Origin of the sequence: Pseudomonas sp. GM60, from assembly GCF_000282415.1 — a bacterium.
GTDB classification, from domain to species: domain Bacteria; phylum Pseudomonadota; class Gammaproteobacteria; order Pseudomonadales; family Pseudomonadaceae; genus Aquipseudomonas; species Aquipseudomonas migulae.
The window spans coordinates 12,308-35,402 of sequence record NZ_AKJI01000063.1; the positions used below are offsets into that span (position 1 = coordinate 12,308).

Here is a 23,095-nt window from a genome sequence, read left to right on the forward strand (position 1 = left end):
CATGGCTGAGGTTTTGAACTTCGAGCACAACGGCATTACCGTCAATGCCACCGAATCCCCCGAGGCCATGGGTGGCCTGGGTGACAACGTCATCGGTCTGATCGGCACCGCGCCGAAGGCAGACCCGTTGATTCCACGCAATGCGCCATTCCGCATCAACAGCTTCACCACCCAGGCGCTGCTCGACCCGACCGGCACCGAGGCAGGCACGCTGTATCACGCGGTCTTCCAGATCCTGAAAGTGGTCAAGGTGCCGGTCTACGTGGTCATCGTCGAAGAAGGCGCGACCCCGGCGGACACGCTGAACAACGTCATCGGCGGTGTCGATCCGCTGACCGGCCGCAAGCTCGGCCTCGCGGCACTGGGCAGCGTGCCGGAAGACCTGACCATCATCGGCGCGCCGGGCTTCACCAGCACCAAAGCCGTGGCCGGTGAATTCGCCTCGTTCGGCAAACGCATCAAGGCCCGTGTGGTGCTCGACGGCAAGGATGCCGCGGTCGCCGATCAGGTGACTTACAGCCAGGAACTGGGTGGCGCGGAACTGGGTTTCGACCGCTGCCTGCTGGTGCACAACATGCCATCGGTTTACTCCAAGGCAGCGAAGAAAAACGTGTTCCTGTCGCCTTCGAGCCTGGCCATCGCGGCTTTGGCCAAGGTCAAGCAATGGGAGAGCCCGGGCAATCAGGTGACCTTTGCCGAGGACGTTTCGCGCGTCGTGGAATACAACATTCTCGACAAATCCACCGAAGGCGATCTGCTCAACCGCTACGGCGTCAGCTACTACGCCCGCACCATCCTCGGCGGCTTCTCGCTGCTGGGTAACCGTTCCATCACCGGCAAGTTCATCAGCTACGTCGGCCTGGAAGATGCGATCAGCCGCAAGCTGGTCAAGGCCGGCCAGAAAGCCATGGCCAAGAACCTCACCAAGTCGTTCATGGACCAGGAGGTCAAGCGCATCAACGACTGGCTGCAAACCCTGGTCGCCGACGAAACCATCCCCGGCGGCAGCGTGTACCTGCACCCGGAATTGAACAGCGTCGAGAAGTACAAGAACGGCACCTGGTACGTGGTCATCGACTACGGCCGCTACGCGCCGAACGAACACATGGTTTATCAACTCAATGCCCGCGATGAAATCATCGAGCAGTTCCTGGAGGACGTTCTCTAATGTTTACCAACCGCGTAAGACAGGCCATCGCGGCCACCCTGCAAGGCCTGCCGTTGTCGGCGACGGTGGAAGAGTTCACCCCGCCGAAGATCGAATTCGATATGGAACCGATGGCGGGCGGGCGCTTCATCGTCGAAGAAATGATCAAGAGCGGCAAAGTGCTGGGCGCGACCCTCATTTTGCAAGGCGTCGGTGCCGAAGTGATGCTCTCCCTCGGCGTGAAGCTGGGCGACGACATTTTGTTGAACGTCCGTGAAGCCGGTCAGGATCAGGATGGCAACACCTGGTTCACCTACCACACCGTCGGCGGCAAGCTCAAATCGCTGACCGAGGCCAAGCTGAAGATGGGCGAAAAACCCCTCACCACGCTTGAGCTGTCCTGCCGCACCTACAACCGCCTGGAAAACGGCATCCCGGTGATCGACATCGATGTGCGCACGCAGAAGTTCGTGCTCAACGGCGTCGACATTCTTGGCGGCGCCCGTCGCGCGGTGTTGATCCCTTAAGTCGCACTGCGAGCACCGATTTGTAGGAGCGAGACCGGCTTGCCGGCGAATGCGGATTCACATTCAAAAGTGATGTCGACTGACACAACGCTTTCGCGAGCAGGCTCGCTCCCACAAAGAACAGTGCTCAACGCCTTTCCATGATTCATCAAGGAATTCATTTCATGTCCTGGACTCCACCTGTTCACGCCTTGTTGTCGCCGATCACCGCCGACAATCAGTCGGAGATCGAACAGATTCAACTCAAACCGTTGTATTACGCCGCACAGAAAGAAGCCCTGGCCCGTGCCGGCGATGATGAGGACGATCAGTTCTTCGAGCTGGCGCTGCTGGCCACCGGTTTGTCGGTCAAGGAACTCGATCAACTCAAACGCCCGGACTACGTGAGCATCGCGCAGTACGTGCATGAGATGTCGACCTTGCCGACGTCGCATTTCCTTGAACAAGCGGACGAGGGTGAACAACCGTCGGCCGATCCCGACGAAGTGAGCTTGCTGCAACCGCTCATCGTGGCGGGTCGAACCCTGACCACGCTGACCCTGGAAATGCCGGTGCTGCGTGCGACCAAGGCGATGAAAAAACTCAAGACCGCCAAGGAACGCGCCGAATTCATCACGGCCCATTGCACCGGCCTGATGCTGCCCGATCTGGCCGGTTTGACCGTGCCTGACTGGACACAATTGCAGGTGCGAATCGACGATTTTTTAAACAAACCGGCGGCCTTCTTTCGGAGCGCGACATCGAAGTAATCCTCGATGTGGTGCCGCTCATTTATCTGATAAGTGAAGCGGACATTCTGGAATGGGACGTCGGCAAGGCCTTGCGCCGCTACGACATTGCGATCACTCGCCTTGGCGTCAAACAGGAGTAGAGGGGGATGGCGGACGATAAATATTCGCTCAAGAACACAGCCATCAATGAAGACTGGCTGAAGTTTCGCGAGGTAGGCCTGAGCAGTGCCGTGTCATCGCTGGTGACGGGGGAGGGCACAGAGGATCTGGCGCCCGGTTTCAGCCAGGTGCTGGCCACACTGAGTCTCAAAATCAGTCTGCTGACCACGGCACTGGAATCGTTGAACCTGACGTTTTCCTCGCCGCGCTCGTTGATGCCGGCAACAGGTTCCAGCGCGAAGACGGCGTTGGCCAGCGGGCAAAATAATGTGGGCGAAATGGGTGGTGCCATTGAGCGGCCGACGCTGCTGAAGTCGGTCGGCGTGAAGAGCGCTGGTGAGGCTGATCGATCACCCGAGCGTCGGCGCGAGACGCTGATGGAGTCAAACCAGAGTGTCGCCAGTGTCCCGCTGATGGCTGCCGCAATCTCTGCGTCGGCGTTCAGAACGCCGGCCATGATGGAGGCAGAGAAGCAGGCCGGCTGGCGCGTACCTTTGAAGTTCGACAGTCACGAGGTTTTTGATCAGCCGCAGATCATCAATCACCCCGCGAAACTGACCGGCGAGCCGCAGTCGAACACCGGCAATACACCGCCCGTGGCGGCAGAAAGCACACCTGCCTCCCTCAGCCCTCGGCTCAGTGGTCTGAAGGACACTGCCACGGCAGTCTTTCCGTATTTGGTAGCCCTGTTCACACCCGTACTCGACGAGATGAAAAATCAGATGGCCAAGCGGCTTTTGGGAGCGGTATCTGCCCGGCTTCCAAAACAGTTCGGTCAGGTGTTTTCCGAAGACTTCAGAGATAAGGCTCGGGCGAACAAAGAGGACGCAAGCGAGGTAACCCCGCGTCCTGGACCTAGAGATGGCCCGACCGTGCGTGTCAGTCCACGAGGCTCGCGCGGCGCTTCACGTCTGATGGCGATGGGGGCCTCGATGCGTTCGCTGACCCGCCGTGCACCCGGACCATTGAAAGCCGTCGGTGCGGCGATGGACGTCGTCGGCGGCGTAATGACCGGCAATCGCCGCATGCTCGGTGCCGGTCTTGGTGCAGCTGGTGGCGGCTGGGCGGGGGCGACCGCCGGTTCTGCGGTGGGCGCCACGTTAGGCAGTGTTGTTCCGGTGATCGGCACCGCCATTGGCGGCGTTCTGGGTGGCCTGATTGGAGGCTGGCTGGGCAGTGAGTCGGGTGCCGCACTGGGCGAAAAACTCGCCGCCCCGACAACCGACCGCCTGGCCTCGCCAGAACAGGTCAACAAAGAACTGACCAGCGCACCAGCACAAAACCAGCAGATCAATTATTCACCGTCGATTCAGGTCACCTGCACCGGTGGGGAGAGCTCCGAGCACATCCGGACGATCGTGGCGCAGCAGCTGCAAACGCAGTTCCACGGCGAGTTTGTTCCATTGATGACCACCAACGCCCTCGCCACCCGACGTGGTGCGGCCCTGACCGATGGAGGCAGGTAATGCGCCAGCAAATGATCCTGGGCAGTTTCATTTTCGGCCTGTCCCGCAACTTCGCCTACCACAGCATCGTGCACACATCGGACGGTGGCTGGGTGGAGCTGGACATCGTGACCGGCAAGCCGAAATCCAGTCAGACCGGGCAAAAGGCCCAGACGCTGAAAATTACGGGGACGTCGATGTACGCGGTGGCCATGGAGCGGCTCAATGAGCTGCGCACCCTTCAGGAGCAGCGCAGGCCGGTGCCGTTGGTGGATGGCATCGGACGCAACTGGGGGCTTTGGCGAATCAACACGGTGACGGAAACCCAAAGCGTGATCATCGATGACGGCACGGCGATGGTCGTCGGTTGGGCAATAGACCTGTCGGAGTTCATCCATGCGTAGAGTTCGAAGTGTGGCCGGAGATTCGGTGAACCTGTTGCTGTACCGCGAACTGGGTCGCTGTGACGACGCCGTCGAAGAGGCACTGTGGCGGCTCAACCCCACGCTGGCAGAACAGGGGGCGGTATTACCTGCGGGTATCTGGGTAGTCCTGCCGGAAATTGACTCACAACCCGTTGTGACCACGCCGGTTTCCGCGTGGGATTAAGGAGGTTCCATGGCATTGGGTTTTACGCCAGAGGTAGAGATTTATGGGGCCAATAAGGACTTGATCAACAAGCGCCTGATCAGTTGGGAGCACATTGATGCCGCCGGTACCGAGTCCGATCAATTGACATTGACGCTCGATCTGGAAGGGCTTGAGGGGCTGCCGATCCTGGGCGGCAAGATTGGCCTGAAGGTCGGTTACGCGGAGTCCAGTCTGGTGGATAAGGGCCAGTTCACGGTGTCTCGCCTGACGCCGACGTTGTTCCCGCTGCGCTTGACGCTGGTGGCAACCGCAGCGCCGTTCAGTGCCGATGACAAGACCGGCTTCCTGCAGCGTCGATCGGCCAGTCATGGGCCGACCACCCTGGGTGCGCTGTTTCGCGAGATCGCTGAGCGGCATGGTTTTTCGCCACGGGTGGCACCCCAACTGGCACTGAAAAAAATCGACCACATCGATCAGTCCAACGAAAGTGACATGGCGTTTTTGACTCGCCTCGCCGGCATATACAAGGCCATCGCCAAACCGATGAATGAGCTGTATGTGCTGGCGCTCCCAAGTCAGACCAAGTCACTGTCGGGCAAGGTGTTGCCCCAGGTGAAACTGTCGGTGACCACCAACAATCGACCCGGCGATCGCGCCTTCATTTCCGCCACGCTCGATGACTCCGTCCGGGCGAAAAACCAGGGCTGCAAGACGAGTTGGTGGGACGCGGCAGCGGGGGTGGTGCGGGTGATTGAAACCGGTAGCGCGCCGTTCAAGGTCATCGGTCGGCTCTGCCAGAATGAAACGGAGGCCAGGGATATCGGCGAGGGTGAAGTACGCAAATTGCTGCGTGAAAAGCTCAAGGTGAAAATCAGCTGTCCGGGCAATCCGGCGTTGTCCGCCGAGGGTGTCTTGTTGCTCGACCAGTCCTGGCCGGATTTCCTGCGCGGGTACTGGTCGATCGAAAAGGTCATTGCCAGCGGTGACAAATATCAAAGCTATCGCTGCATGATCGAGGCGAAGTGTCCGGATGCCACGTAATAACGCAATCAAATGCACTGGCGCCGGTCTGGCGGATCAATGGCGAACGGAACATCACTCATGCCGCTTACTGTCCTGCAATTACAGCAAATACTTCCCAACGCCCGCAGCCAAGCGGGCGTTTTCATTTCTGCTCTCAATAGCGCCATGGATGGCCATGACATCAACACGCCCAAACGCAGCGCCGCTTTCCTTGCGCAAGTCGGTCACGAATCCGGGCAGTTGCACTACGTGCGCGAACTCGGCGGTGATCAGTATTTGAGCAGGTACGACACCGGCACCCTGGCTGCTCGTTTGGGCAATACACCCATGCCCGACGGTGATGGCCAAAGGTACCGAGGTCGTGGGCTGATCCAGATTACCGGCCACCATAACTACCAACAGTGCAGCCTCGGATTGTTCGGCGACGAGCGACTGCTGCAGTTGCCGGAACTGTTGGAGCAACCGCAATGGGCAGCCGAATCCGCCGCCTGGTTCTGGGCGCAAAACGGCCTCAACGAGCTGGCTGATCGTGACCAGTTCAACAGCATCACCCGCCGGATCAACGGGGGGCTGAACGGGTTGCAAGACCGTTTGCAACTCTGGGCGCGGGCGAGGGCGGTGTTATGCCAGCCTTCGGTTTGATCCCGGGGTCGTGGCGGGTGGTTGGCGTTGTTGTGTTGCTGGCTGTGTTGGCTGGTGGCTCGGCAACGCTGGCCTGGCGATTTCAGGATGGGCGTTATGGGCGGCAACTGGCGGAACAGGCCGGGGCGCACGCCGAGATGCTCAACCAACTGACCCTGGCGGCGGCCGCTCGACAACAGACCGAGCAAGATAAACGGCTGGCGCTGGAACAGCGGCTATCGGCCAGCGAACAAACCCATTATCGAGCGCTTAGCGATGCCCAACGTGATCAAGGTCGCTTGCGCGATCGTCTTGCCACTGCTGATGTGCGGCTGTCAGTCCTCCTCGATGCCCATGACGCTGCCTCAGCCTGTGCAGTGCCAACCGCCGCCAGCACCGGCAGCGTGGATCATGGCGCCGTTCGAGCCCGACTTGACCCGGCGCATGCTCAACGAATTATCGCCATCACCGACGCCGGCGACCGTGCACTGATTGCGTTGCAGGCCTGTCAGGCCTATATCAGGGCGCTCGGTCGCTAACATTTTGATCGATCCTGTAACTTGCAAGCGTGATCCGCTCGTGTACGGTAGTCCCATTCCGCCCGCTCAGGAGATGACCGTGAAAGAAATCACCCAACTGGCCGCTGAACTGGGCAGACGCCTGCAGCTTCTCAATGCTCACGTCACCGCAGCCGAATCCTGTACCGGCGGCGGCATTTGCGAGGCGATCACCCGGATTCCGGGGAGTTCGGCGTGGTTCGAGGCCGGTTATGTGACGTACTCCAACCGGCAGAAGACCGAGCAATTGAATGTCCCGGTCGGGTTGTTTGCGACGGTGGGGGCGGTCAGTCGCGAAGTGGTCGAGGCCATGGTCCGTGGCGCCCAGGAAAAAAGCCGGGCGTATTTCGCCGTGGCGGTCAGCGGTGTGGCGGGGCCGGATGGCGGTTCGCCGAACAAGCCGGTCGGCACGGTCTGGCTGGCCTGGGGTGTGGGGGATCGGGTGTTCAGCGAGGTGCAGCACTTCCCCGGCAACCGCGATGAGGTCCGCCGACAAACGGTGAAGGCCGCGCTAGAGGGGCTGCTGCGCCATGCCTCGGGAGAAATCTCAAATCAGGGGTAGGCGATCCTGAATCGCTGTGGAATAATACTGGCTACTTATACAGGTGTTGGCCGTCAGGCCTTATTGATTACGTGAGGACTTTAATGGACGACAACAAGAAGAAAGCCTTGGCTGCGGCCCTGGGTCAGATCGAACGTCAATTCGGCAAGGGTGCCGTAATGCGTATGGGCGATCAGGACCGTCAGGCGATCCCGGCTATTTCCACTGGCTCTCTGGGTCTGGACATCGCGCTCGGCATTGGCGGTCTGCCAAAAGGCCGTATCGTTGAAATCTACGGTCCTGAATCCTCCGGTAAAACCACGCTGACACTGTCGGTAATCGCCCAGGCTCAAAAAGCCGGCGCGACCTGCGCATTCGTCGACGCCGAGCACGCCCTCGATCCTGAATACGCCGGCAAGCTTGGCGTCAACGTCGACGACCTGCTGGTTTCCCAGCCGGACACCGGTGAGCAGGCCCTGGAAATCACCGACATGCTGGTGCGTTCCAACGCGGTTGACGTGATCATCGTCGACTCCGTAGCCGCCCTGGTTCCAAAGGCTGAAATCGAAGGCGAAATGGGTGACATGCACGTTGGCCTGCAAGCCCGCCTGATGTCCCAGGCGCTGCGTAAAATCACCGGTAACATCAAGAACGCCAACTGCTTGGTGATCTTCATCAACCAGATCCGTATGAAAATCGGCGTGATGTTTGGCAGCCCGGAAACCACCACCGGTGGTAACGCGCTGAAGTTCTACGCATCGGTTCGTCTGGACATCCGTCGTACTGGCGCGGTGAAAGAAGGTGATGAAGTCGTCGGTAGCGAAACCCGCGTCAAGGTTGTGAAGAACAAGGTCGCTTCGCCGTTCCGTCAGGCCGAGTTCCAGATTCTTTACGGCAAGGGCATCTACCTGAACGGTGAGATGATCGACCTGGGTGTTCTGCACGGTTTCGTCGAGAAGTCCGGTGCCTGGTATGCCTACGAAGGCACCAAGATCGGTCAGGGCAAGGCCAACTCGGCCAAGTTCCTGGCGGACAACCCGGAAATCGCGGCGAAACTTGAGAAGCAATTGCGTGACAAGTTGCTGTCTCCGTCATCGGTAGCGGAATCCAAAGCTTCTGCGGTCAAAGAGACTGAAGATGACCTGGCTGACGCTGATATCTGATTGATCCGATGACCGCCGTACTCGATACACTCGTCGCGGTGCGGCGAACCGCAATGGACCTGCTCGCGCGACGCGAGCACGGTCGAGTCGAGCTGACGCGTAAACTGCGTCAGCGCGGCGCTCTCCCTGAAATGATCGACATAGCACTCGACCGCTTGACGGAAGAGGGCCTGTTGTCCGAATCCCGTTACCTCGAAAGCTTCGTCTCCTACCGTGCCCGATCCGGCTATGGCCCTTTGCGTATTCGCGAAGAGTTGAGCCAGCGTGGCTTGCAACGCAATGACATCGAACTCGCACTGCGTGAGAGCGGTATCAACTGGCAGGAACAACTGGAAGATACCTGGCGGCGCAAGTTTGCCGGGCATTTACCGATAGACGCCCGGGAACGCGCCAAGCAAGGGCGGTTCCTCGCTTATCGGGGGTATTCCATGGAAATGATCAACCGCTTGTTCAGCAGTCGAGGAATGGATGATTAAACAAAAACGGCCCGCTATTTCGATAGCGGGCCGTTTTTTTTGCCTCTTCATAAAGTTCCGGGAAACTCAGGCAACTCAATAACCTGTAGGAGCCGGCTTGCTGGCGATGGTCGTTAACGATGACGTGTGCTGTCTGAATCAACGCGTCGCACTTGAGTCCATCGCCAGCAAGCCGGCTCCTACGGGTGGGGCGAGTACGCTGCCGTGCTTTTCCTCATGTAACCTTTGACGGTTCCCGCGTGCGTTGTTGCGCCTGGGGTTTGGACTGCGCCCAGTTTTCCGGCAGGTTGATGTAGTCCACCAGTTCGCGCAGTCGTCCATGATCACGGGCGTTAAAGGTGAAGGCCAGGCGAGCGAGGTGGCTGAACTGCGGTTCGTCGTGCTCCTCGCCGCTGTAGGCATGCTGATGGAAGTGATCGCTCAGGCACAGGTCGGCGAACGCTTGTTGCATGTGTTCGAGCGCAGCGTCACTGAGCTTGTGGTTCATGCGGATCACGAATTGATGCTTGAGCCAGCGGCTGGAGTGGAAGTTGCTGTAGAACTGATTGATCTGCTCAACCGCCTCCTCGGCGCTGTAGACCAGGCTCACCAGCTTCATGTCGGTCGGCAGGATGTAGCGGTTCTCCTCCAATTGGTTGCGGATGAAATCCAGTGCGCCTTGCCAGAACGTGCCACCTGGAGCGTCCAGCAGCACCACCGGTACCAGCGGGCTTTTACCGGTTTGAATCAGTGTCAGCACTTCCAGCGCTTCATCAAGGGTGCCGAAACCGCCAGGGCACAAGACCAGCGCATCGGCTTCCTTGACGAAGAACAGTTTGCGGGTAAAGAAAAAGTGGAACGGCAGCAAGTTGGTGGTGCCGTTCACGGTGGGATTGGCATGCTGCTCGAAGGGCAGGGTGATGTTGAATCCCAGGCTGTGTTCAAGGCCGGCACCTTCGTGGGCGGCCGCCATGATGCCTCCGCCTGCGCCGGTGATCACCATCAGGTCGGAGCGCGCCAGTGCGGCGCCGAGTTCTCTGGCCAGGCCATACAGCGGGTGTTCTATCGGTGTGCGGGCCGAGCCGAATACCGTGACTTTGCGCCGTCCCCGGAACTGTTCGAGCACACGGAAGGCATGTTCGAGTTCGCGCAGGGCTTGCAGGGTGATCTTGGCATTCCAGCGGTTGTGATCGTCCTGGGCCATGCGCAGCACGGTCAGGATCATGTCGCGGTAGATCGGGATGTTCGGGCTGTTGGGTGAAACCAGGTTGAGTTGCTCTTCGACCTTGCTGATGAGGTCGTGGCCGCTTTCTTCGAAATGACGGCTGAGGAGGTCATTCGGTTGGTAAGGCATCAACTTCTCCTTCCGTACAGGCTCTGTTGTTCCTTTGGATGAAAGAAACATTCGCATCGGAAAACGCAAACCAGGCAGCCCCTTTTCTGCCCTGAAAAGTGAACGGGAACACTATGAATCTAGACCCTCTAGATGGTTTTCGCTGACTTGATCATTGCGCTGCAAAGTCTTTCCTGGCAACCGCTTATTGACGATTTGCAAGGTGATTTCACCGCTCGTCTGAACCTGCGCCAAGTGTCCGGCACTCTGATTTACTAAATTACAGACGTGACACGACAGCTTTGCGTCAAAGGCAGGGCGCACGGTACAAGCGGTTCAAGGATTTTGTCGCTCAAGCAAGGGCGAAGTGCAAGGAGGCGGGATGCTATGGCCAGAGTCATTCTGGAGATCGATACGCAACTGTATCGATTATTGAAGTCATCGGCCGAGACCAATCATTTGAGTCTCGAAGAGGAGTGTTGCCGGCGTCTGGAGGGAGCCGAGCGGCGCTCGCGCTATTTACAGGCGTTGTTGGCCGAACTGCGCGCCGAGGATGAACAGCGGCGCGCCAATTCCCATTGATTACTTTTTCTTTGCCGGCGGCGTGGCTTTCGGGCAATCCGATTCCTCGAAGCTGGCGGAGCCGACCGCGCGATTGGTTTTCACCTCGGTAAAGTCGTAACGCATGATCGCGCCCTTCTTCATCAGCTTGCGGAACCCCTCGTTTCTGCAGACGGAGGCGCCAAGCTGGAAGTACACCGCTTTCGGATCAGCCCGCATCTTGTTGGCGTGGCTGCTTTGCACGCTCAAGTGGTTGATCAGAACATTGCCTTCGGCGGTGTAGCCCTGATCGAGAATGTCTTCGTTGATCGCCCGTGGCGTGCCGACGCTGCTTTGTGCGGCGACGTTTCGCAGCTCTCTGTTGAGATTCTGCTCACTCAAGGACGCAGCCTGAGCGCTGAAGGACGACGCCAGCAGGATGGCAGCGGTGGGAACGATAAGGCGCAGCATGAAACTCTCCTGGTTCAGTGACTGGTGGTTCGACCAGCCACATGGCTGTGCGTTCATTGGCGGCGAATTATAGGGGAGCCCGTCTGGACGGTACAGGCTTGTGCCGGCCGCTCTGGTAAACTGCCGGCCTTTATCGCCCTGAGTGCCGTTCGTGTCGAGTTTTCCTGTCTGCCGGTGTTGCCCACGATGAACCACGCCCCCAACGCCGTAGCCCGCTTGCGCGACCAGCGCGAAGAGGAGGGCATCAAGCCGATTCAGGCCCGAGGCTGGAGGGCGACGCGTTGCCGTGCCTGCCGCGTGATCGAGAGCCATTGCCTGTGTGCCTGGCGTCCGCAGGTCGAGACCCGCTCGGGCGTGTGCCTGATCATGACCAACAAGGAAGTGTTCAAACCGAGCAACACCGGTTGGCTGATCGCCGATGTGGTGCGCGACAACCATGCGTTCATCTGGTCGCGCACAGAAACCGATCCGCAGCTGCTGGCCTTGCTCGCCGACCCGCAATGGCAGCCGTATCTGGTGTTTCCGGGCGAGTACGTCGAGCCTGAGCGCGTGACCAACACCGTCGAGGTGGATAGCAGCAAGCGACCGCTGTTCATTCTGCTGGACGCGACCTGGACCGAAGCCCGGAAGATTTTCCGCAAAAGCCCGTATTTTGAAACATTGCCGATTCTGAGCCTGCTGCCCGAGAAGCTGTCGCGCTATCGTCTGCGCCGGTCGACCCGCAGCGAGCATTTGTGCACGGCGGAAGTGGCGGCGTTGTGCCTCGATCTGGCGGGCGATGTCGACGCCGCGTCGGCACTGGACGCTTATTTCGACGTGTTCAGCCAACATTACCTCGATGCCAAGCATCAGCTGGAAATGAACGTCGCAACACCGGCACATGCCGAGCTGATGCCTTTCGTACCGAAAACGGCCGCCGTCACGGCCTGATTGTCGCCCATACTGCAAAGAACTGTAGCGGCCAGGCACCTTGACCACCCCGGTTTCGCTGGGCATGCTTGGCGCCGATTGGGGCGCGGCTGTAGTTTCAGACGCCGTATTCTTTACGTGATTGCCACGTCATTGGCGTTGAACGTGCCCTGTTGGTGCAGCTCCGTGGCTGCGCCTTGAGCTGTTAGAAGAACAGGATCATTTGAAAAATGGCCACATACGAAATCCTGATTGCCGATGACCACCCTCTTTTTCGTAGCGCCTTGCATCAAGCGTTGACCCTGGGCCTTGGCCCGGAAGTCCGTCTGGTGGAAGTGGCGAGCATCGCCGAGTTGGAAACCCGCCTCGACGAAAAATCCGACTGGGACCTGGTGTTGCTGGACCTGAACATGCCGGGCGCCTACGGTTTTTCCGGGCTGGTGCTGCTGCGTGGTCAGTACCCGCAAATTCCGGTGGTGATGGTGTCGGCCCAGGAAGAAGCCACGATCATGGTCAAGTCCCGTGAGTTCGGTGCCAGCGGTTTCATTCCTAAATCGAGTGACCTGAGCGTGATCCAGAAAGCCGTACGTTCGGTACTGGATGGCGATGTGTTCTGGCCGCCTCAGGCGTTCGAAGCGGTCAGCGTTTCCGATGAAGCCAAGGCCGCCAGTGAAGGTCTCGCCAGCCTGACACCGCAGCAATTCCGGGTGCTGACCATGGTCTGCGAAGGCCTGCTGAACAAACAGATTGCCTACGAACTGAGCGTGTCCGAAGCGACGATCAAAGCCCACGTCACGGCGATTTTCCGTAAGCTGAATGTGCGGACCCGAACCCAGGCGGCGTTGCTCCTGCAACAACTTGAGTCAATTTCAAGCCACTAAAGGCTGGCGTCTTCACGCTTTTTTGACTTTGGTTGATCTAGCTTTCCCACTCCTTTTTGGTCAGTTGCCACGCTTATGTCCCCTTTCAAAGGCCAGACCGGCCTGAAACGCATCCTCAACGCCTCCGGTTACTCGCTGGACGGCCTGCGCGCAGCCTTCACCGGCGAAGCGGCCTTCCGGCAACTGGTGTTGCTCAATGTCATCCTGATTCCGATTTCGTTCTTTTTGAACGTCAGCCGCGTCGAGCAGGCGCTGTTGATAGCCGTCTGCTTGTTGGCGTTGATCGTCGAGTTGCTCAATTCAGCGGTGGAAGCGGCCATCGACCGCATTTCCCTGGAACTGCACCCACTGTCCAAGAACGCCAAGGACATGGGCAGCGCCGCGCAGCTGGTGGCGTTGACCATGATCGCGCTGGTGTGGGCGGTGATCCTGCTTTAAGCGATGGTGGGCAGCACGATCTCGTCGCTGCGCTGAACCCCGGCGGTGAAAGCGCGGCACAGGTCGAGGAATTCGCGCATCGCCGGCGTCTGAAATTTCTGTTTGTGCCAGATGAAATAGAACTGCCGCGCCAGATCGAGATCTGGCGTCTCCACCGGCACCAGACTGCCACGGCGAAACGCGTCGCGCAGTGCCAGCCGTGAAATGCAGCCAATCCCCAATCCTGATTCCACCGCGCGCTTGATCGCTTCGGTGTGTTCCAGCTCCAGGCGGATATTCAACGCGCTGCGATGATGACGCATGGCTTGGTCAAAGGTCAGGCGCGTGCCTGAGCCTTGTTCACGCAGAATCCACGCCTCGTGGCTCAGTTCTTCCATGGTCGCCGTGCCGCGCAGGGCCAACGGATGCTGTGGCGCGCAGAACACCACCAGCTCATCCTCGACCCAACTCTGCACTTCGATGTCCGGATGGCTGCAGTCGCCTTCGATTAGACCCAGATCAATTTCATAATGGGCAACTTGTTGCACGATGTTGGCAGTGTTTTGCACGTGCAGCTTCACCTGGCTTTCCGGGTGGCGCTGCATGAAGCTGCCGATCAGCAACGTGGCCAGGTAGTTGCCGATCGTGAGGGTCGCGCCGACCGCCAGCGAGCCGAAACCGGATTTGCCGTTGAGCAGGTCTTCGATTTCCTTGGCCTGGTCGAGCAACGCCACCGCTTGCGGCAATAGTTGCTTGCCGAGGGCGTTGAGGCTCAGCCGTTTACCGGCGCGGTCGAACAGCTGGCAGCTGGACTGGCGCTCCAGTTCGGTGATCGAGGTGCTTGCCGCCGATTGCGACAGGTTGAGCAGGCCCGCAGCACGGGATACGCTTTCCTGCTGGGCGACGGCGACGAAGACTTGAAGTTGACGGAGAGTAAATCGCATATCGATATAACCGATAACCCTTATCTTAATAATCCATTTAACAGATATTGTCGCTGCCATTAGAATGCGATGCAATTGCGCAGACCAAAGGCGCAGGCAAAATCTCCAGGAGTCCCACGTACATGAGCAACATGAACCACGAGCGTGTCCTCAGTGTTCACCACTGGAACGACACTCTGTTCAGCTTCAAGTGCACCCGCGATCCGGGCCTGCGCTTCGAGAACGGTCAGTTCGTGATGATCGGCCTGCAACAGCCCAACGGCCGGCCGCTCATGCGCGCTTACTCGATTGCCAGCCCGAACTGGGAAGAGCATCTCGAGTTCTTCAGCATCAAGGTGCCTGATGGCCCGCTGACTTCCCAGTTGCAGCACCTGAAGGAAGGCGACGAGATCATCATCAGCAAGAAGCCTACGGGCACGCTGGTACTGGACGACTTGAAGCCTGGCAAACATTTGTACCTGCTCAGCACCGGTACCGGTCTGGCGCCGTTCATGAGCGTCATCCAGGACCCGGAAACCTACGAGCGTTTCGAAAAAGTGATCCTGTGCCACGGCGTACGTTACGTCAACGAAGTCGCTTACCGCGAATTCATCACCGAGCACCTGCCGCAGAACGAATTCTTCGGCGAGGCCCTGCGTGACAAGTTGATCTACTACCCGACCGTGACCCGCGAGCCATTCGAGAACGAAGGTCGCCTGACCGACCTGATGCGCAGCGGCAAGCTGTTCAGCGACATCGGTCTGCCACCGATCAACCCGCAGGACGACCGCGCCATGCTGTGCGGCAGCCCGAGCATGCTCGACGAAACCAGCGAAGTGCTGAACAGCTTCGGCCTGAAAGTTTCGCCGCGGATGCGCGAGCCGGGTGATTACCTGATCGAGCGTGCGTTCGTCGAGAAGTGACCGAAGGTCACTTGTGTAGGAGCCGGCTTGCTGGCGATGGTCGTTAACGATGACGCGTTTCTCCCAGGATAAACGCGCTGAGTTCCAGTCCATCGCCAGCAAGCCGGCTCCTACATTAATCGCGTAGCGCATAGAAAAGCCCGCATGACCTGAGAAGGTCATGCGGGCTTTTTCGTTTCTGGCGTTTAAACCTGTGCGGGAATGACCTCAAGGACGCAGATCGAATCCGGCGTCGGATAGTGCCAGCGCACATCCACATCCCAGAATTGCGCGCCATATTCCCGCTCAGGCGCGGGCGTCTGATAAGCCGGCCGCGGATCCTGCGCCAAGCACTGCTCAACCAGCGCCACCAAAGGCTCTTCCAGCCGCTGAGCGTGCCCATGCGCCTGTTGCAACGCCGAGTCCGTCCACTGCACGGGAATCAGCTGCGGCGCAGCGCTGGCGATGCTATTGGACGCCGTGTCGATGATGTCGGCATAAGGCACGTAGGGTTTGATGTCGAGAATCGGCGTGCCATCCAGCAAGTCGATGCCGGATATCCACAGGCGATTGGCCTCGACCTTGTCCAGCTTCACCACGGATTGGCCGATGCCGTTGGGCCGGTGCGTCGCGCGGGTGGCGAACACGCCCATGGATTTGTTGCCGCCGAGGCGAGGCGGGCGGACTTTCAGGCGTGGCTTTTCTTCCAGGGCCTGATGAAACAGGAACAGCAGCCAGACGTGGCTGACCTGCTCCAGACCCTGCACGGCGTCACCTTGATCGAACGGCGCCACCAGTTCCAGCACGCCGCGAGCGGCGGGTGCCAGTTGCGGCTGGCGCGGGATGGCGAACTTCTCCTTGAAACAGGAGCGCACGAAGCCGATGGGGGAAACGCTGTAGGTCATTGGTTTAGGGTCGAAGCAGGATTGAGGCGGGCATGATAACCCGACGGGCCTCAAGACTGGTGGTGGCTGAGCGGGCCTATTCGCGGGCAAGCCTCGCTCCTACAGGGTTCTCGAGCGAACACAGAGTTTATGTACGCCAAAGAACCTGTAGGAGCGAGGCTTGCCCGCGAAGGCCGCACCGCCGATCTAGAGACTGAACCCACCATCAAGAGGAATGATATTCCCGGTCATGTAAGCCCCCGCCGTACTCGCCAGACTGATCGCCAACGCTGCCATCTCTTCCTCCCGGCCCCAGCGCTTCATTGGAATCAACGCCGTATCCTCCGCCAGCGCCTGCTCATCGTTCTCGATGTGCTGGGTCATCTTGCTCGGAAAGCGCCCCGGCGCGATTACGTTGACGTTGATGTGCTGGCTCACCAGTTCTCGCGCCAGAATCCGCGACAATTGATGCAGGGCCGCTTTACTCGGCCCGTAGGCATAAGCCTGTTCGCCGAAGGAAGAAATCCCCGCCACCGAGCCGATGTTGATGATCCGCGCCGGATTGGCTTCTGACCCGGCCTTGCGCAGCAGCGGCAAGAACTGCTGGATGCAGTTGAACACCGATGTCACGTTGAGCTGCATGACCTTTTCCCAGCCCCTGACCGGGTAGCTTTCCAGCGGCGCGCCCCAGGTGGTGCCAGCGTTATTCACCAGGATATCCAGATGGGTGATCTGCTCGGCCAACCCCGTGACCAGTTGCAGCACACCTTCTTCAGTGGCCAGGTTGGCGGCCACCGCGCGGCACGTTCCGAAGGCGCTCAACTCGTCAGCCGTTTGCTGACACGCTTCGGCATCGCGCGCGCAGACGTACACGGTGGCGCCGGCTTCGACATAGGCCTTGGCGATCATTTTGCCGATACCACGGGTGCCGCCGGTCACCAGAGCGGTGCGGCCTTGCAGGGAAAAGTACGGGTGCATGGCGAATCCTGAGAGCTGAGGGTGCATACACCCTAGTCGTCAGCCGCCGGAAGCGGAGCCACTATTTTTGCGCGGAATGGGGATTCATACAGCCAGACCTGCCACCCTCACCTGTAGGAGCCGGCTTGCTGGCGATGGCGATTTTGAGGGCGCCATCGCCAGCAAGCCGGCTCCTACAGAAGCGGGGCGGTTACTGCGGGCGAACGCGCAGGGTCAGGCCCTTGAGGAAGTTGCGCAGCAACTGGTCGCCGCACGGGCGATAGTTGGTGTGGCCGAACTTGCGGAACAGCGCGCTCAGCTCAGGCTTGGACACCGGGAACTCGGCGGCCTTGAGGATCGCGTGCATGTCGTCTTCTTTCAGCTCGAAGGCCACGCGCAGTTTTTTCAGGATGATGTTGTTGGTCACCGGCACTTCGATTGGCTGCGGCGGACGGCTTTCGTCCTTGCCGCGCTTGAAGATCACCAGGCCGTCGAGGAAATGCGCCATGACCTCGTCCGGGCAGCGTACGAAGCCTTCCTCGTCCTCTTCTTTCTTGTCGAGGTAGGTCAGCAGGGCTTCCAGGGACACGTCCATGCCGCCGAGCTTGATGATCTCGATGACTTTCTTGTCGCTGATGTCGAGCATGTAGCGCACGCTGCGCAGTACGTCGTTATGAATCATGGTGTGCAATCCTGATAGTCGGCAGTGGGCGCCGCATAAGCCGCGGCGCCAGAATGTGTGGCGGCGTGAAAAGTCTTAGAACTTCTCTTTGCCGGACAGGTAGCGCCATTGGCCCAACGGCACTTTGCCGATGGACACGCCGCCGATGCGGATGCGGCGGATAGCGACGACCTTCAGGCCGACGGCCTGGCAGAACAGGGCAATCACGCCCGGTTGTGGGTTCTTCATCGCAAAACGCAGGCGGTTTTCGTTCTGCCAGCTGGCCTTGACCGGCGGCAGTTCCTTGCCCTTGTAGGTGAGGCCATGGTTCAGGCGGTTGAGGCCGTGAGCCACCATCTCGCCTTCAACCTCGACCACATACTCTTGCTCGATTTTCGCGGAGTCGGCGGTGAGTTTGCGCAGGATCTTCCAGTCCTGGGTGAACACCAGCAGACCGCTGGCGTTGGCCTGCAGGTCGGTGCTGGCGGTCAGGCGCTGGAAATGGCCCTTGAGCGGGCGTTTGCTGAAGCGATGTTCTTCGCTCAGGGTTTCGGCGCTGAGGGTGGCCATCGCGGTGTCCGCGTCCATGCCTGCCGGCACGTTGAACAGGATGGTCACCGGCTCTGGCGCGGTGGCCTTGGCCTCCGGGTCGAGCTCGACTTTCTGGGTGTCGACCTTGAACTGCGGCTCGTCGATGACTTCGCCGTCCACGGTGACCCAGCCGCCCTCGATGAACAGCTCAGCCTCCCGACGGGAACAGCCGACGAGTTCGATGAGGCGTTTGGAGAGACGTATCGGGTCAGTCATGACAGGGCCGTAACAAAAAAGGGGTGGGCATTGTACCTGCTGGGCGCCGGTTAATCCCGGCTCCATTTACGCCGTACAGCTTTTTGTAGGAGCCGGCTTGCTGGCGATGGAGCCCGGAACGCCGCGGTTATCCAGAAAGGACGCGTTATCGTTTACGTCCATCGCCAGCAATCCGGCTCCTACAGTTGCGTGGTGTGTTAGCCGTTGCTCGACTGTTGCCGGGTTTGGCGCAGCCGCATATGCAACAACGGATAAGGCTGCCCCATGCCGTCATGCTCGGTGCGGCCGATCACCTCGAAGCCCTGTTTGAAGTAGAACCCCAGCGCCTGCGGGTTCTGTTCATTGACGTCCAGTTCATCGGCGTTCAGGTGTTCCATGGCATAACGCAGCAACTGCTTGCCCAGGCCCTGGCCACGGTGGGCCGGGTCGATGAAGAGCATTTCGACTTTGCCCGCTGCCACGCCGGCGAACCCGGTGATGCGCTGGCGCGAGTCTTTGGTACAGATCAGCATCACCGCGTCGAGGTAGCGCGTCAGCACCAGATTCTTCAGCAGTTCGATGTAACTGTCCGGCAGAAAGTCATGGGTGGCGCGCACCGAGTCTTCCCAGACCCGAGTCAGTTCCTGGTAGTCGCTCTGTTTCGGCGTGTGGATGACCGAATGTTGGCGCATGGCCGAATGCCCCTTTTGCAGTGGATGGCGCGAGTCCTTTCTCCCACAAAACGATAGACGTAAAAAAGCCCCGCATCTCGTCAAGAGAGCAGGGCTTTGCGTATTTTTTGCGTTTAGATCTGTTCAGCCCACAAGTCGTATTCGTCGGCGTCGGTAACCTTGCACCAGACTTTGTCGCCCGGTTTCAGGTTGCTTCCGTTGTCGATGAACACGTTGCCGTCGATTTCCGGAGCGTCGAAGAAGCAGCGGCCAACCGCGCCTTGCTCGTCGACTTCATCGACCAGCACTTCGATTTCACGGCCGACGCGCATTTGCAGGCGCGCCGAGCTGATGGCTTGCTGGTGCGCCATGAAGCGGTCCCAGCGGTCTTGCTTGACGTCGTCCGGGACGATGTCCAGGTCCAGGTCGTTGGCCGGTGCGCCTTCAACCGGCGAGTACTGGAAGCAGCCGACGCGGTCGAGCTGGGCTTCGGTCAGCCAGTTCAGCAGGTACTGGAAGTCTTCTTCGGTTTCGCCGGGGAAGCCGACGATGAAGGTCGAACGGATGATCAGGTCCGGGCAGATCTCGCGCCAGTTCTTGATGCGCGCCAGGGTCTTGTCTTCGAACGCCGGGCGTTTCATCGATTTCAGGACTTTCGGGCTGGCGTGCTGGAACGGGATGTCCAGGTACGGCAGGATCTTGCCGGCGGCCATCAGCGGAATCAGCTCGTCGACGTGCGGGTACGGGTAAACGTAGTGCAAACGAACCCAGACGCCGAGAGTGCTCAGGGCTTCGCAGAGTTCGGTCATGCGGGTTTTCACCGGCGCGCCGTTCCAGAAACCGGTGCGGTACTTCACGTCGACGCCGTAGGCGCTGGTGTCTTGCGAGATCACCAACAGCTCTTTGACGCCGGCCTTGACCAGGCGCTGGGCCTCATCGAGGACGTCACCGACCGGGCGGCTGACCAGCTTGCCGCGCATCGACGGGATGATGCAGAAGCTGCAGCTGTGGTTGCAGCCTTCGGAAATTTTCAGGTACGCGTAGTGGCGCGGGGTCAGCTTGATGCCTTGCGGCGGCACCAGGTCGATCAGCGGGTTGTGATCCTGACGCGGCGGCACGACGTCGTGCACGGCGTTGACCACTTGCTCGTACTGCTGCGGACCGGTCACGGCCAGCACGCTCGGGTGTACGTTGCGGATGTTGCCTTCTTCGACGCCCATGCAGCCGGTCACGATGACCTTGCCGTTTTCCTTGATGGCTTCGCCGATCACTTCCAAAGATTCTGCCTTGGCCGAGTCGATGAAACCGCAGGTGTTGACCACCACGACATCGGCGTCCTGATAAGTGGACACAACGTCATAACCTTCCATGCGCAGCTGGGTAAGGATGCGCTCGGAGTCGACCAGTGCTTTGGGGCAACCCAGGGATACGAAGCCAACCTTTGGATTGGCCGGCGCAGGAGTGGTGGACATGTCTAACCTCGGTATTTGTGACGCCTCCAGCCGAAGACGGCAAGGCGACAGACGGGCGCTTGTTGCGCCTCTGATCAAAAAGTGCGCAATTCTAGCGATGAGAGACGCACTTGACCAGCTTTATGGAGGGAAATACGACGAGTGCTGCGCTATGCTTCGCGCCGTTACGCGTTACCGATTTTTTACAGTCAACAAAACGTCTGTAACGTCATGTAAAACAGCGCATGCTGCGTGACAAAGCATAGTGCTTCTTCCAAGAAGTCCGGTCTGGGTAGTAGGAGTGTTGGATGGGTCAGGCAAGTAGTCAGGCGGCGGGTGCCGAGCATTCGGCGGCGAAGCCGATCGGTATGCTGGTCGCGGCGGTCGGGGTGGTTTACGGCGATATCGGCACGAGCCCGCTGTATACCCTCAAAGAAGTGTTTTCCGGTGGTTACGGCGTACCGGTCAACCATGACGGCGTGTTGGGCATCCTGGCGCTGATCTTCTGGTCGCTGATCTGGGTCGTCTCGATCAAGTACATGATGTTTGTCCTGCGCGCCGACAACCAGGGCGAAGGCGGGATCATGGCGTTGACCGCGCTGGCGCGGCGGGCAGCGGCGGGGCACAAGAAGTTGCGCACGTTGCTGGTGGTCTGCGGGCTGATCGGCGCGGCGCTGTTCTATGGCGACAGCATGATCACTCCGGCGATCTCCGTGCTTTCGGCGATTGAAGGTCTGGGGCTGGCCTTCGAAGGCATCGACCATTGGGTGGTGCCGCTGTCGTTGATCGTGCTGGTGGCGCTGTTTTTGATCCAGAGCCACGGCACCGCGCGAATCGGCATCCTGTTCGGGCCGATCATGGTCACCTGGTTCCTGGTTCTGGGCGCGCTGGGCGTCTACGGCATCATGCAGCATCCGGAAGTGTTGCAAGCGATGAACCCGGTCTGGGGCGTGCGCTTCTTTATCGTTCACCCAGGCATGGGCGTGGCGATCCTCGGCGCGGTGGTGCTGGCGTTGACCGGTGCCGAAGCGCTGTACGCCGACATGGGCCACTTCGGACGCAAGCCGATTGCCCGCGCCTGGTTCATCCTCGTGCTGCCGGCGCTGGTGCTGAACTACTTCGGCCAGGGCGCCTTGCTGCTCGGTGACCCGGAAGCGGCGCGTAACCCGTTCTATCTGTTGGCGCCAAGCTGGGCGTTGATTCCCCTGGTCGGCCTGTCGACCCTGGCCACGGTGATTGCTTCGCAAGCAGTGATTTCCGGCGCGTTCTCCCTGACCCGCCAGGCGATCCAGCTCGGCTACATTCCGCGCATGCACATCCAGCACACCTCCAGCGCCGAGCAAGGCCAGATCTACATCGGTGCGGTGAACTGGGCGCTGATGGTCGGCGTGGTGCTGCTGGTGCTGGGTTTCGAATCTTCCGGCGCCCTGGCCTCGGCTTACGGCGTTGCGGTGACCGGGACCATGCTGATGACCAGCATTCTGGTGTCGGCAGTGATACTGCTGCTATGGAAATGGCCACCGGTCCTTGCGGTGCCGGTCCTGTTGGGATTTTTGCTGGTCGATGGCGTGTACTTCGCCGCCAACGTGCCGAAAATCGTGCAGGGCGGGGCCTTCCCGGTGATCGCCGGTATTGCGCTGTTCGTGCTGATGACGACCTGGAAGCGCGGCAAACAACTGCTGGTGGAGCGCATGGACGAAGGCGGGCTGCCGCTGCCGATTTTCATCAGCAGTATCGCCGTGCAACCGCCGCATCGCGTCCAGGGCACCGCCGTGTTCCTCACCGCGCGGCCAGACGCCGTACCCCACGCGTTGTTGCACAACTTGCTGCATAACCAGGTGCTGCACGAGCAAGTGGTGCTGCTGACGGTGGTGTACGAAGACATCCCGCGAGTACCGACGACACGGCGATTCGAGGTGGAATCCCACGGCGAAGGGTTCTTCCGGGTGATCCTGCACTTTGGCTTTATCGACGAACCGGACGTGCCGCAAGCGCTGAAGTTGTGTCACCTCGATGATCTGGATTTCAGCCCGATGCGCACCACCTACTTCCTCAGCCGCGAGACGGTCATCGCCTCGAAACTTGAGGGGATGGCGCGCTGGCGCGAGGCGTTGTTTGCGTTCATGTTGAAGAACGCGAATGGCAATTTGCGGTTCTTTAATCTGCCGCTGAACCGGGTGATTGAGTTGGGGACGCAGGTCGAGATGTAAGGCCGCGACATCAAAAGCCCCCGTTGCCAATGCGGCAGCGGGGGCTTTTTTGTGGCCAGGTGCATAACGTAAGCACGATGAAGAATCAATGTAGGAGCAAGCTTGCTCGCGATGGCGGATTAACATGCACCATTAATGT

Annotated in this window: 28 protein-coding genes; 19 read left to right on the plus strand and 9 right to left on the minus strand. The window is 59.7% G+C overall.

The genetic code is table 11. The annotated features are described in order from the left end of the window. Position 1 precedes the first annotated feature (1 nt). The 12 genes from PMI32_RS13360 to recX all read left to right on the plus strand — a co-directional run bounded on the left by PMI32_RS13360 (position 2) and on the right by recX (position 8,981). Entirely contained in the window at positions 2-1,168 is a 1,167-nt protein-coding gene (locus PMI32_RS13360; protein ID WP_008029994.1) for a phage tail sheath protein, read from the plus strand. Continuing rightward, entirely contained in the window at positions 1,168-1,674 is a 507-nt protein-coding gene (locus tag PMI32_RS13355) for a phage major tail tube protein (protein ID WP_008029995.1), read from the plus strand. The genes PMI32_RS13360 and PMI32_RS13355 overlap by 1 nt, the downstream gene beginning before the upstream one ends. A gap of 164 nt (positions 1,675-1,838) precedes the next feature. Beyond that, complete coding sequence (locus tag PMI32_RS13350; protein ID WP_008029996.1) at positions 1,839-2,423, plus strand: phage tail assembly protein; 585 nt, start codon at positions 1,839-1,841, stop codon at positions 2,421-2,423. Positions 2,424-2,551: 128 nt separating this feature from the next. Further along, complete coding sequence (locus PMI32_RS13345; protein WP_008029998.1) at positions 2,552-4,030, plus strand: hypothetical protein; 1,479 nt, start codon at positions 2,552-2,554, stop codon at positions 4,028-4,030. Next, positions 4,030-4,413 (plus strand): phage tail protein, encoded by a 384-nt coding sequence (locus PMI32_RS13340; protein ID WP_008030000.1) that lies wholly within the window; start codon positions 4,030-4,032, stop codon positions 4,411-4,413. Before PMI32_RS13345 ends, PMI32_RS13340 begins: the two co-directional genes overlap by 1 nt. Beyond that, positions 4,406-4,618 (plus strand): tail protein X, encoded by a 213-nt coding sequence (locus PMI32_RS13335; protein ID WP_008030003.1) that lies wholly within the window; start codon positions 4,406-4,408, stop codon positions 4,616-4,618. The genes PMI32_RS13340 and PMI32_RS13335 overlap by 8 nt, the downstream gene beginning before the upstream one ends. A gap of 9 nt (positions 4,619-4,627) precedes the next feature. Next, entirely contained in the window at positions 4,628-5,641 is a 1,014-nt protein-coding gene (locus PMI32_RS13330) for a hypothetical protein (RefSeq protein ID WP_008030004.1), read from the plus strand. Between the two features lie 60 nt (positions 5,642-5,701). Further along, positions 5,702-6,265 (plus strand): glycoside hydrolase family 19 protein, encoded by a 564-nt coding sequence (locus PMI32_RS13325; protein ID WP_008030005.1) that lies wholly within the window; start codon positions 5,702-5,704, stop codon positions 6,263-6,265. Further along, positions 6,247-6,783: a lysis system spanin subunit gene (locus PMI32_RS13320; protein WP_008030007.1), complete on the plus strand. Its 537-nt coding sequence runs from the start codon at positions 6,247-6,249 to the stop codon at positions 6,781-6,783. Before PMI32_RS13325 ends, PMI32_RS13320 begins: the two co-directional genes overlap by 19 nt. A 79-nt stretch (positions 6,784-6,862) precedes the next feature. After that, a complete protein-coding gene (locus PMI32_RS13315) occupies positions 6,863-7,363 on the plus strand; it encodes a CinA family protein (protein ID WP_008030009.1) in 501 nt (166 codons plus the stop codon). 83 nt (positions 7,364-7,446) lie between these two features. Then, positions 7,447-8,505, plus strand: coding sequence for a recombinase RecA (gene recA, locus PMI32_RS13310; RefSeq protein ID WP_008030012.1), 1,059 nt, complete (start codon positions 7,447-7,449; stop codon positions 8,503-8,505). Between the two features lie 8 nt (positions 8,506-8,513). Beyond that, complete coding sequence (gene recX / locus PMI32_RS13305; protein ID WP_008030014.1) at positions 8,514-8,981, plus strand: recombination regulator RecX; 468 nt, start codon at positions 8,514-8,516, stop codon at positions 8,979-8,981. A gap of 214 nt (positions 8,982-9,195) precedes the next feature. On the opposite strand, the gene PMI32_RS13300 is transcribed toward recX, so the two are convergent. Next, a complete protein-coding gene (locus tag PMI32_RS13300) occupies positions 9,196-10,314 on the minus strand; it encodes an LOG family protein (RefSeq protein ID WP_008030016.1) in 1,119 nt (372 codons plus the stop codon). Positions 10,315-10,446: 132 nt separating this feature from the next. On the opposite strand from PMI32_RS13300, the gene PMI32_RS30875 reads away from it, so the two are divergent. Together PMI32_RS30875 and PMI32_RS13295 are read left to right on the plus strand one after the other, a co-directional pair. Next, positions 10,447-10,572: a hypothetical protein gene (locus tag PMI32_RS30875; RefSeq protein ID WP_259331695.1), complete on the plus strand. Its 126-nt coding sequence runs from the start codon at positions 10,447-10,449 to the stop codon at positions 10,570-10,572. 108 nt (positions 10,573-10,680) lie between these two features. After that, complete coding sequence (locus PMI32_RS13295) at positions 10,681-10,875, plus strand: hypothetical protein (protein ID WP_008030018.1); 195 nt, start codon at positions 10,681-10,683, stop codon at positions 10,873-10,875. Here PMI32_RS13295 and PMI32_RS13290 read toward each other — a convergent pair whose 3' ends face one another. Next, the gene (locus PMI32_RS13290) at positions 10,876-11,304 is read right to left on the minus strand and encodes a PA3611 family quorum-sensing-regulated virulence factor (protein WP_008030019.1); all 429 of its coding nucleotides are present in this window, start codon (positions 11,302-11,304) and stop codon (positions 10,876-10,878) included. It abuts the gene before it with no gap. Between the two features lie 186 nt (positions 11,305-11,490). Here PMI32_RS13290 and PMI32_RS13285 point away from each other — a divergent pair, with 186 nt between their 5' ends. From PMI32_RS13285 to PMI32_RS13275, 3 genes are all read left to right on the plus strand, one after another. Next, entirely contained in the window at positions 11,491-12,234 is a 744-nt protein-coding gene (locus PMI32_RS13285) for a tRNA-uridine aminocarboxypropyltransferase (protein WP_008030022.1), read from the plus strand. 209 nt (positions 12,235-12,443) lie between these two features. After that, a complete protein-coding gene (gene erdR / locus PMI32_RS13280) occupies positions 12,444-13,094 on the plus strand; it encodes a response regulator transcription factor ErdR (RefSeq protein WP_008030024.1) in 651 nt (216 codons plus the stop codon). Between the two features lie 75 nt (positions 13,095-13,169). Beyond that, entirely contained in the window at positions 13,170-13,532 is a 363-nt protein-coding gene (locus tag PMI32_RS13275; protein WP_008030027.1) for a diacylglycerol kinase, read from the plus strand. On the opposite strand, the gene PMI32_RS13270 is transcribed toward PMI32_RS13275, so the two are convergent. Then, the gene (locus PMI32_RS13270; protein WP_008030029.1) at positions 13,529-14,455 is read right to left on the minus strand and encodes a LysR family transcriptional regulator; all 927 of its coding nucleotides are present in this window, start codon (positions 14,453-14,455) and stop codon (positions 13,529-13,531) included. The genes PMI32_RS13275 and PMI32_RS13270 overlap by 4 nt on opposite strands. Before the next feature lie 122 nt (positions 14,456-14,577). On the opposite strand from PMI32_RS13270, the gene fpr reads away from it, so the two are divergent. Then, positions 14,578-15,357 carry a ferredoxin-NADP reductase gene (gene fpr, locus PMI32_RS13265; RefSeq protein ID WP_003443014.1) on the plus strand — a complete coding sequence of 260 codons (780 nt, stop codon included), beginning with the start codon at positions 14,578-14,580 and terminating at the stop codon, positions 15,355-15,357. 185 nt (positions 15,358-15,542) lie between these two features. Here the strand turns inward: fpr and tsaA are convergent, their stop codons facing one another. The 6 genes from tsaA to rimO form a co-directional block, all read right to left on the minus strand. Further along, entirely contained in the window at positions 15,543-16,241 is a 699-nt protein-coding gene (gene tsaA / locus PMI32_RS13260; RefSeq protein WP_008030030.1) for a tRNA (N6-threonylcarbamoyladenosine(37)-N6)-methyltransferase TrmO, read from the minus strand. 186 nt (positions 16,242-16,427) lie between these two features. After that, positions 16,428-17,198, minus strand: coding sequence for an SDR family oxidoreductase (locus PMI32_RS13255; RefSeq protein WP_008030032.1), 771 nt, complete (start codon positions 17,196-17,198; stop codon positions 16,428-16,430). Positions 17,199-17,388: 190 nt separating this feature from the next. Further along, positions 17,389-17,859 carry a YehS family protein gene (locus PMI32_RS13250; RefSeq protein ID WP_008030033.1) on the minus strand — a complete coding sequence of 157 codons (471 nt, stop codon included), beginning with the start codon at positions 17,857-17,859 and terminating at the stop codon, positions 17,389-17,391. Between the two features lie 75 nt (positions 17,860-17,934). After that, positions 17,935-18,645, minus strand: a complete 711-nt coding sequence (locus tag PMI32_RS13245) for an rRNA pseudouridine synthase (protein WP_008030035.1) — start codon at positions 18,643-18,645, stop codon at positions 17,935-17,937. A 197-nt stretch (positions 18,646-18,842) separates the two neighbouring features. Then, entirely contained in the window at positions 18,843-19,316 is a 474-nt protein-coding gene (locus tag PMI32_RS13240; protein ID WP_008030037.1) for a GNAT family N-acetyltransferase, read from the minus strand. A gap of 113 nt (positions 19,317-19,429) precedes the next feature. Further along, positions 19,430-20,767, minus strand: a complete 1,338-nt coding sequence (gene rimO / locus PMI32_RS13235; RefSeq protein ID WP_008030039.1) for a 30S ribosomal protein S12 methylthiotransferase RimO — start codon at positions 20,765-20,767, stop codon at positions 19,430-19,432. 287 nt (positions 20,768-21,054) lie between these two features. Here rimO and PMI32_RS13230 point away from each other — a divergent pair, with 287 nt between their 5' ends. Further along, the gene (locus PMI32_RS13230; protein ID WP_008030040.1) at positions 21,055-22,956 is read left to right on the plus strand and encodes a potassium transporter Kup; all 1,902 of its coding nucleotides are present in this window, start codon (positions 21,055-21,057) and stop codon (positions 22,954-22,956) included. Positions 22,957-23,095 lie beyond the last annotated feature (139 nt).

Excerpts from the sequence above, each read along its gene's own strand:
- PMI32_RS13355 (WP_008029995.1), top strand. The coding sequence starts at position 1,168 with ATGTTTACCAACCGCGTAAGACAGGCCATCGCGGCCACCCTGCAAGGC.
- PMI32_RS13240 (WP_008030037.1), bottom strand. The coding sequence starts at position 19,316 with ATGCGCCAACATTCGGTCATCCACACGCCGAAACAGAGCGACTACCAG.
- PMI32_RS13250 (WP_008030033.1), bottom strand. The coding sequence starts at position 17,859 with ATGATTCATAACGACGTACTGCGCAGCGTGCGCTACATGCTCGACATC.
- erdR (WP_008030024.1), top strand. The coding sequence starts at position 12,444 with ATGGCCACATACGAAATCCTGATTGCCGATGACCACCCTCTTTTTCGT.
- PMI32_RS13275 (WP_008030027.1), top strand. The coding sequence starts at position 13,170 with ATGTCCCCTTTCAAAGGCCAGACCGGCCTGAAACGCATCCTCAACGCC.
- recA (WP_008030012.1), top strand. The coding sequence starts at position 7,447 with ATGGACGACAACAAGAAGAAAGCCTTGGCTGCGGCCCTGGGTCAGATC.
- PMI32_RS13360 (WP_008029994.1), top strand. The coding sequence starts at position 2 with ATGGCTGAGGTTTTGAACTTCGAGCACAACGGCATTACCGTCAATGCC.
- PMI32_RS13230 (WP_008030040.1), top strand. The coding sequence starts at position 21,055 with ATGGGTCAGGCAAGTAGTCAGGCGGCGGGTGCCGAGCATTCGGCGGCG.
- PMI32_RS13290 (WP_008030019.1), bottom strand. The coding sequence starts at position 11,304 with ATGCTGCGCCTTATCGTTCCCACCGCTGCCATCCTGCTGGCGTCGTCC.
- PMI32_RS13350 (WP_008029996.1), top strand. The coding sequence starts at position 1,839 with ATGTCCTGGACTCCACCTGTTCACGCCTTGTTGTCGCCGATCACCGCC.
- PMI32_RS13295 (WP_008030018.1), top strand. The coding sequence starts at position 10,681 with ATGGCCAGAGTCATTCTGGAGATCGATACGCAACTGTATCGATTATTG.
- PMI32_RS13255 (WP_008030032.1), bottom strand. The coding sequence starts at position 17,198 with ATGCACCCGTACTTTTCCCTGCAAGGCCGCACCGCTCTGGTGACCGGC.
- fpr (WP_003443014.1), top strand. The coding sequence starts at position 14,578 with ATGAGCAACATGAACCACGAGCGTGTCCTCAGTGTTCACCACTGGAAC.
- tsaA (WP_008030030.1), bottom strand. The coding sequence starts at position 16,241 with ATGACCTACAGCGTTTCCCCCATCGGCTTCGTGCGCTCCTGTTTCAAG.
- rimO (WP_008030039.1), bottom strand. The coding sequence starts at position 20,767 with ATGTCCACCACTCCTGCGCCGGCCAATCCAAAGGTTGGCTTCGTATCC.
- PMI32_RS13320 (WP_008030007.1), top strand. The coding sequence starts at position 6,247 with ATGCCAGCCTTCGGTTTGATCCCGGGGTCGTGGCGGGTGGTTGGCGTT.
- PMI32_RS13325 (WP_008030005.1), top strand. The coding sequence starts at position 5,702 with ATGCCGCTTACTGTCCTGCAATTACAGCAAATACTTCCCAACGCCCGC.
- PMI32_RS13270 (WP_008030029.1), bottom strand. The coding sequence starts at position 14,455 with ATGCGATTTACTCTCCGTCAACTTCAAGTCTTCGTCGCCGTCGCCCAG.
- PMI32_RS13245 (WP_008030035.1), bottom strand. The coding sequence starts at position 18,645 with ATGACTGACCCGATACGTCTCTCCAAACGCCTCATCGAACTCGTCGGC.
- recX (WP_008030014.1), top strand. The coding sequence starts at position 8,514 with ATGACCGCCGTACTCGATACACTCGTCGCGGTGCGGCGAACCGCAATG.
- PMI32_RS13335 (WP_008030003.1), top strand. The coding sequence starts at position 4,406 with ATGCGTAGAGTTCGAAGTGTGGCCGGAGATTCGGTGAACCTGTTGCTG.
- PMI32_RS13340 (WP_008030000.1), top strand. The coding sequence starts at position 4,030 with ATGCGCCAGCAAATGATCCTGGGCAGTTTCATTTTCGGCCTGTCCCGC.
- PMI32_RS13285 (WP_008030022.1), top strand. The coding sequence starts at position 11,491 with ATGAACCACGCCCCCAACGCCGTAGCCCGCTTGCGCGACCAGCGCGAA.
- PMI32_RS13300 (WP_008030016.1), bottom strand. The coding sequence starts at position 10,314 with ATGCCTTACCAACCGAATGACCTCCTCAGCCGTCATTTCGAAGAAAGC.
- PMI32_RS13330 (WP_008030004.1), top strand. The coding sequence starts at position 4,628 with ATGGCATTGGGTTTTACGCCAGAGGTAGAGATTTATGGGGCCAATAAG.
- PMI32_RS30875 (WP_259331695.1), top strand. The coding sequence starts at position 10,447 with ATGGTTTTCGCTGACTTGATCATTGCGCTGCAAAGTCTTTCCTGGCAA.
- PMI32_RS13345 (WP_008029998.1), top strand. The coding sequence starts at position 2,552 with ATGGCGGACGATAAATATTCGCTCAAGAACACAGCCATCAATGAAGAC.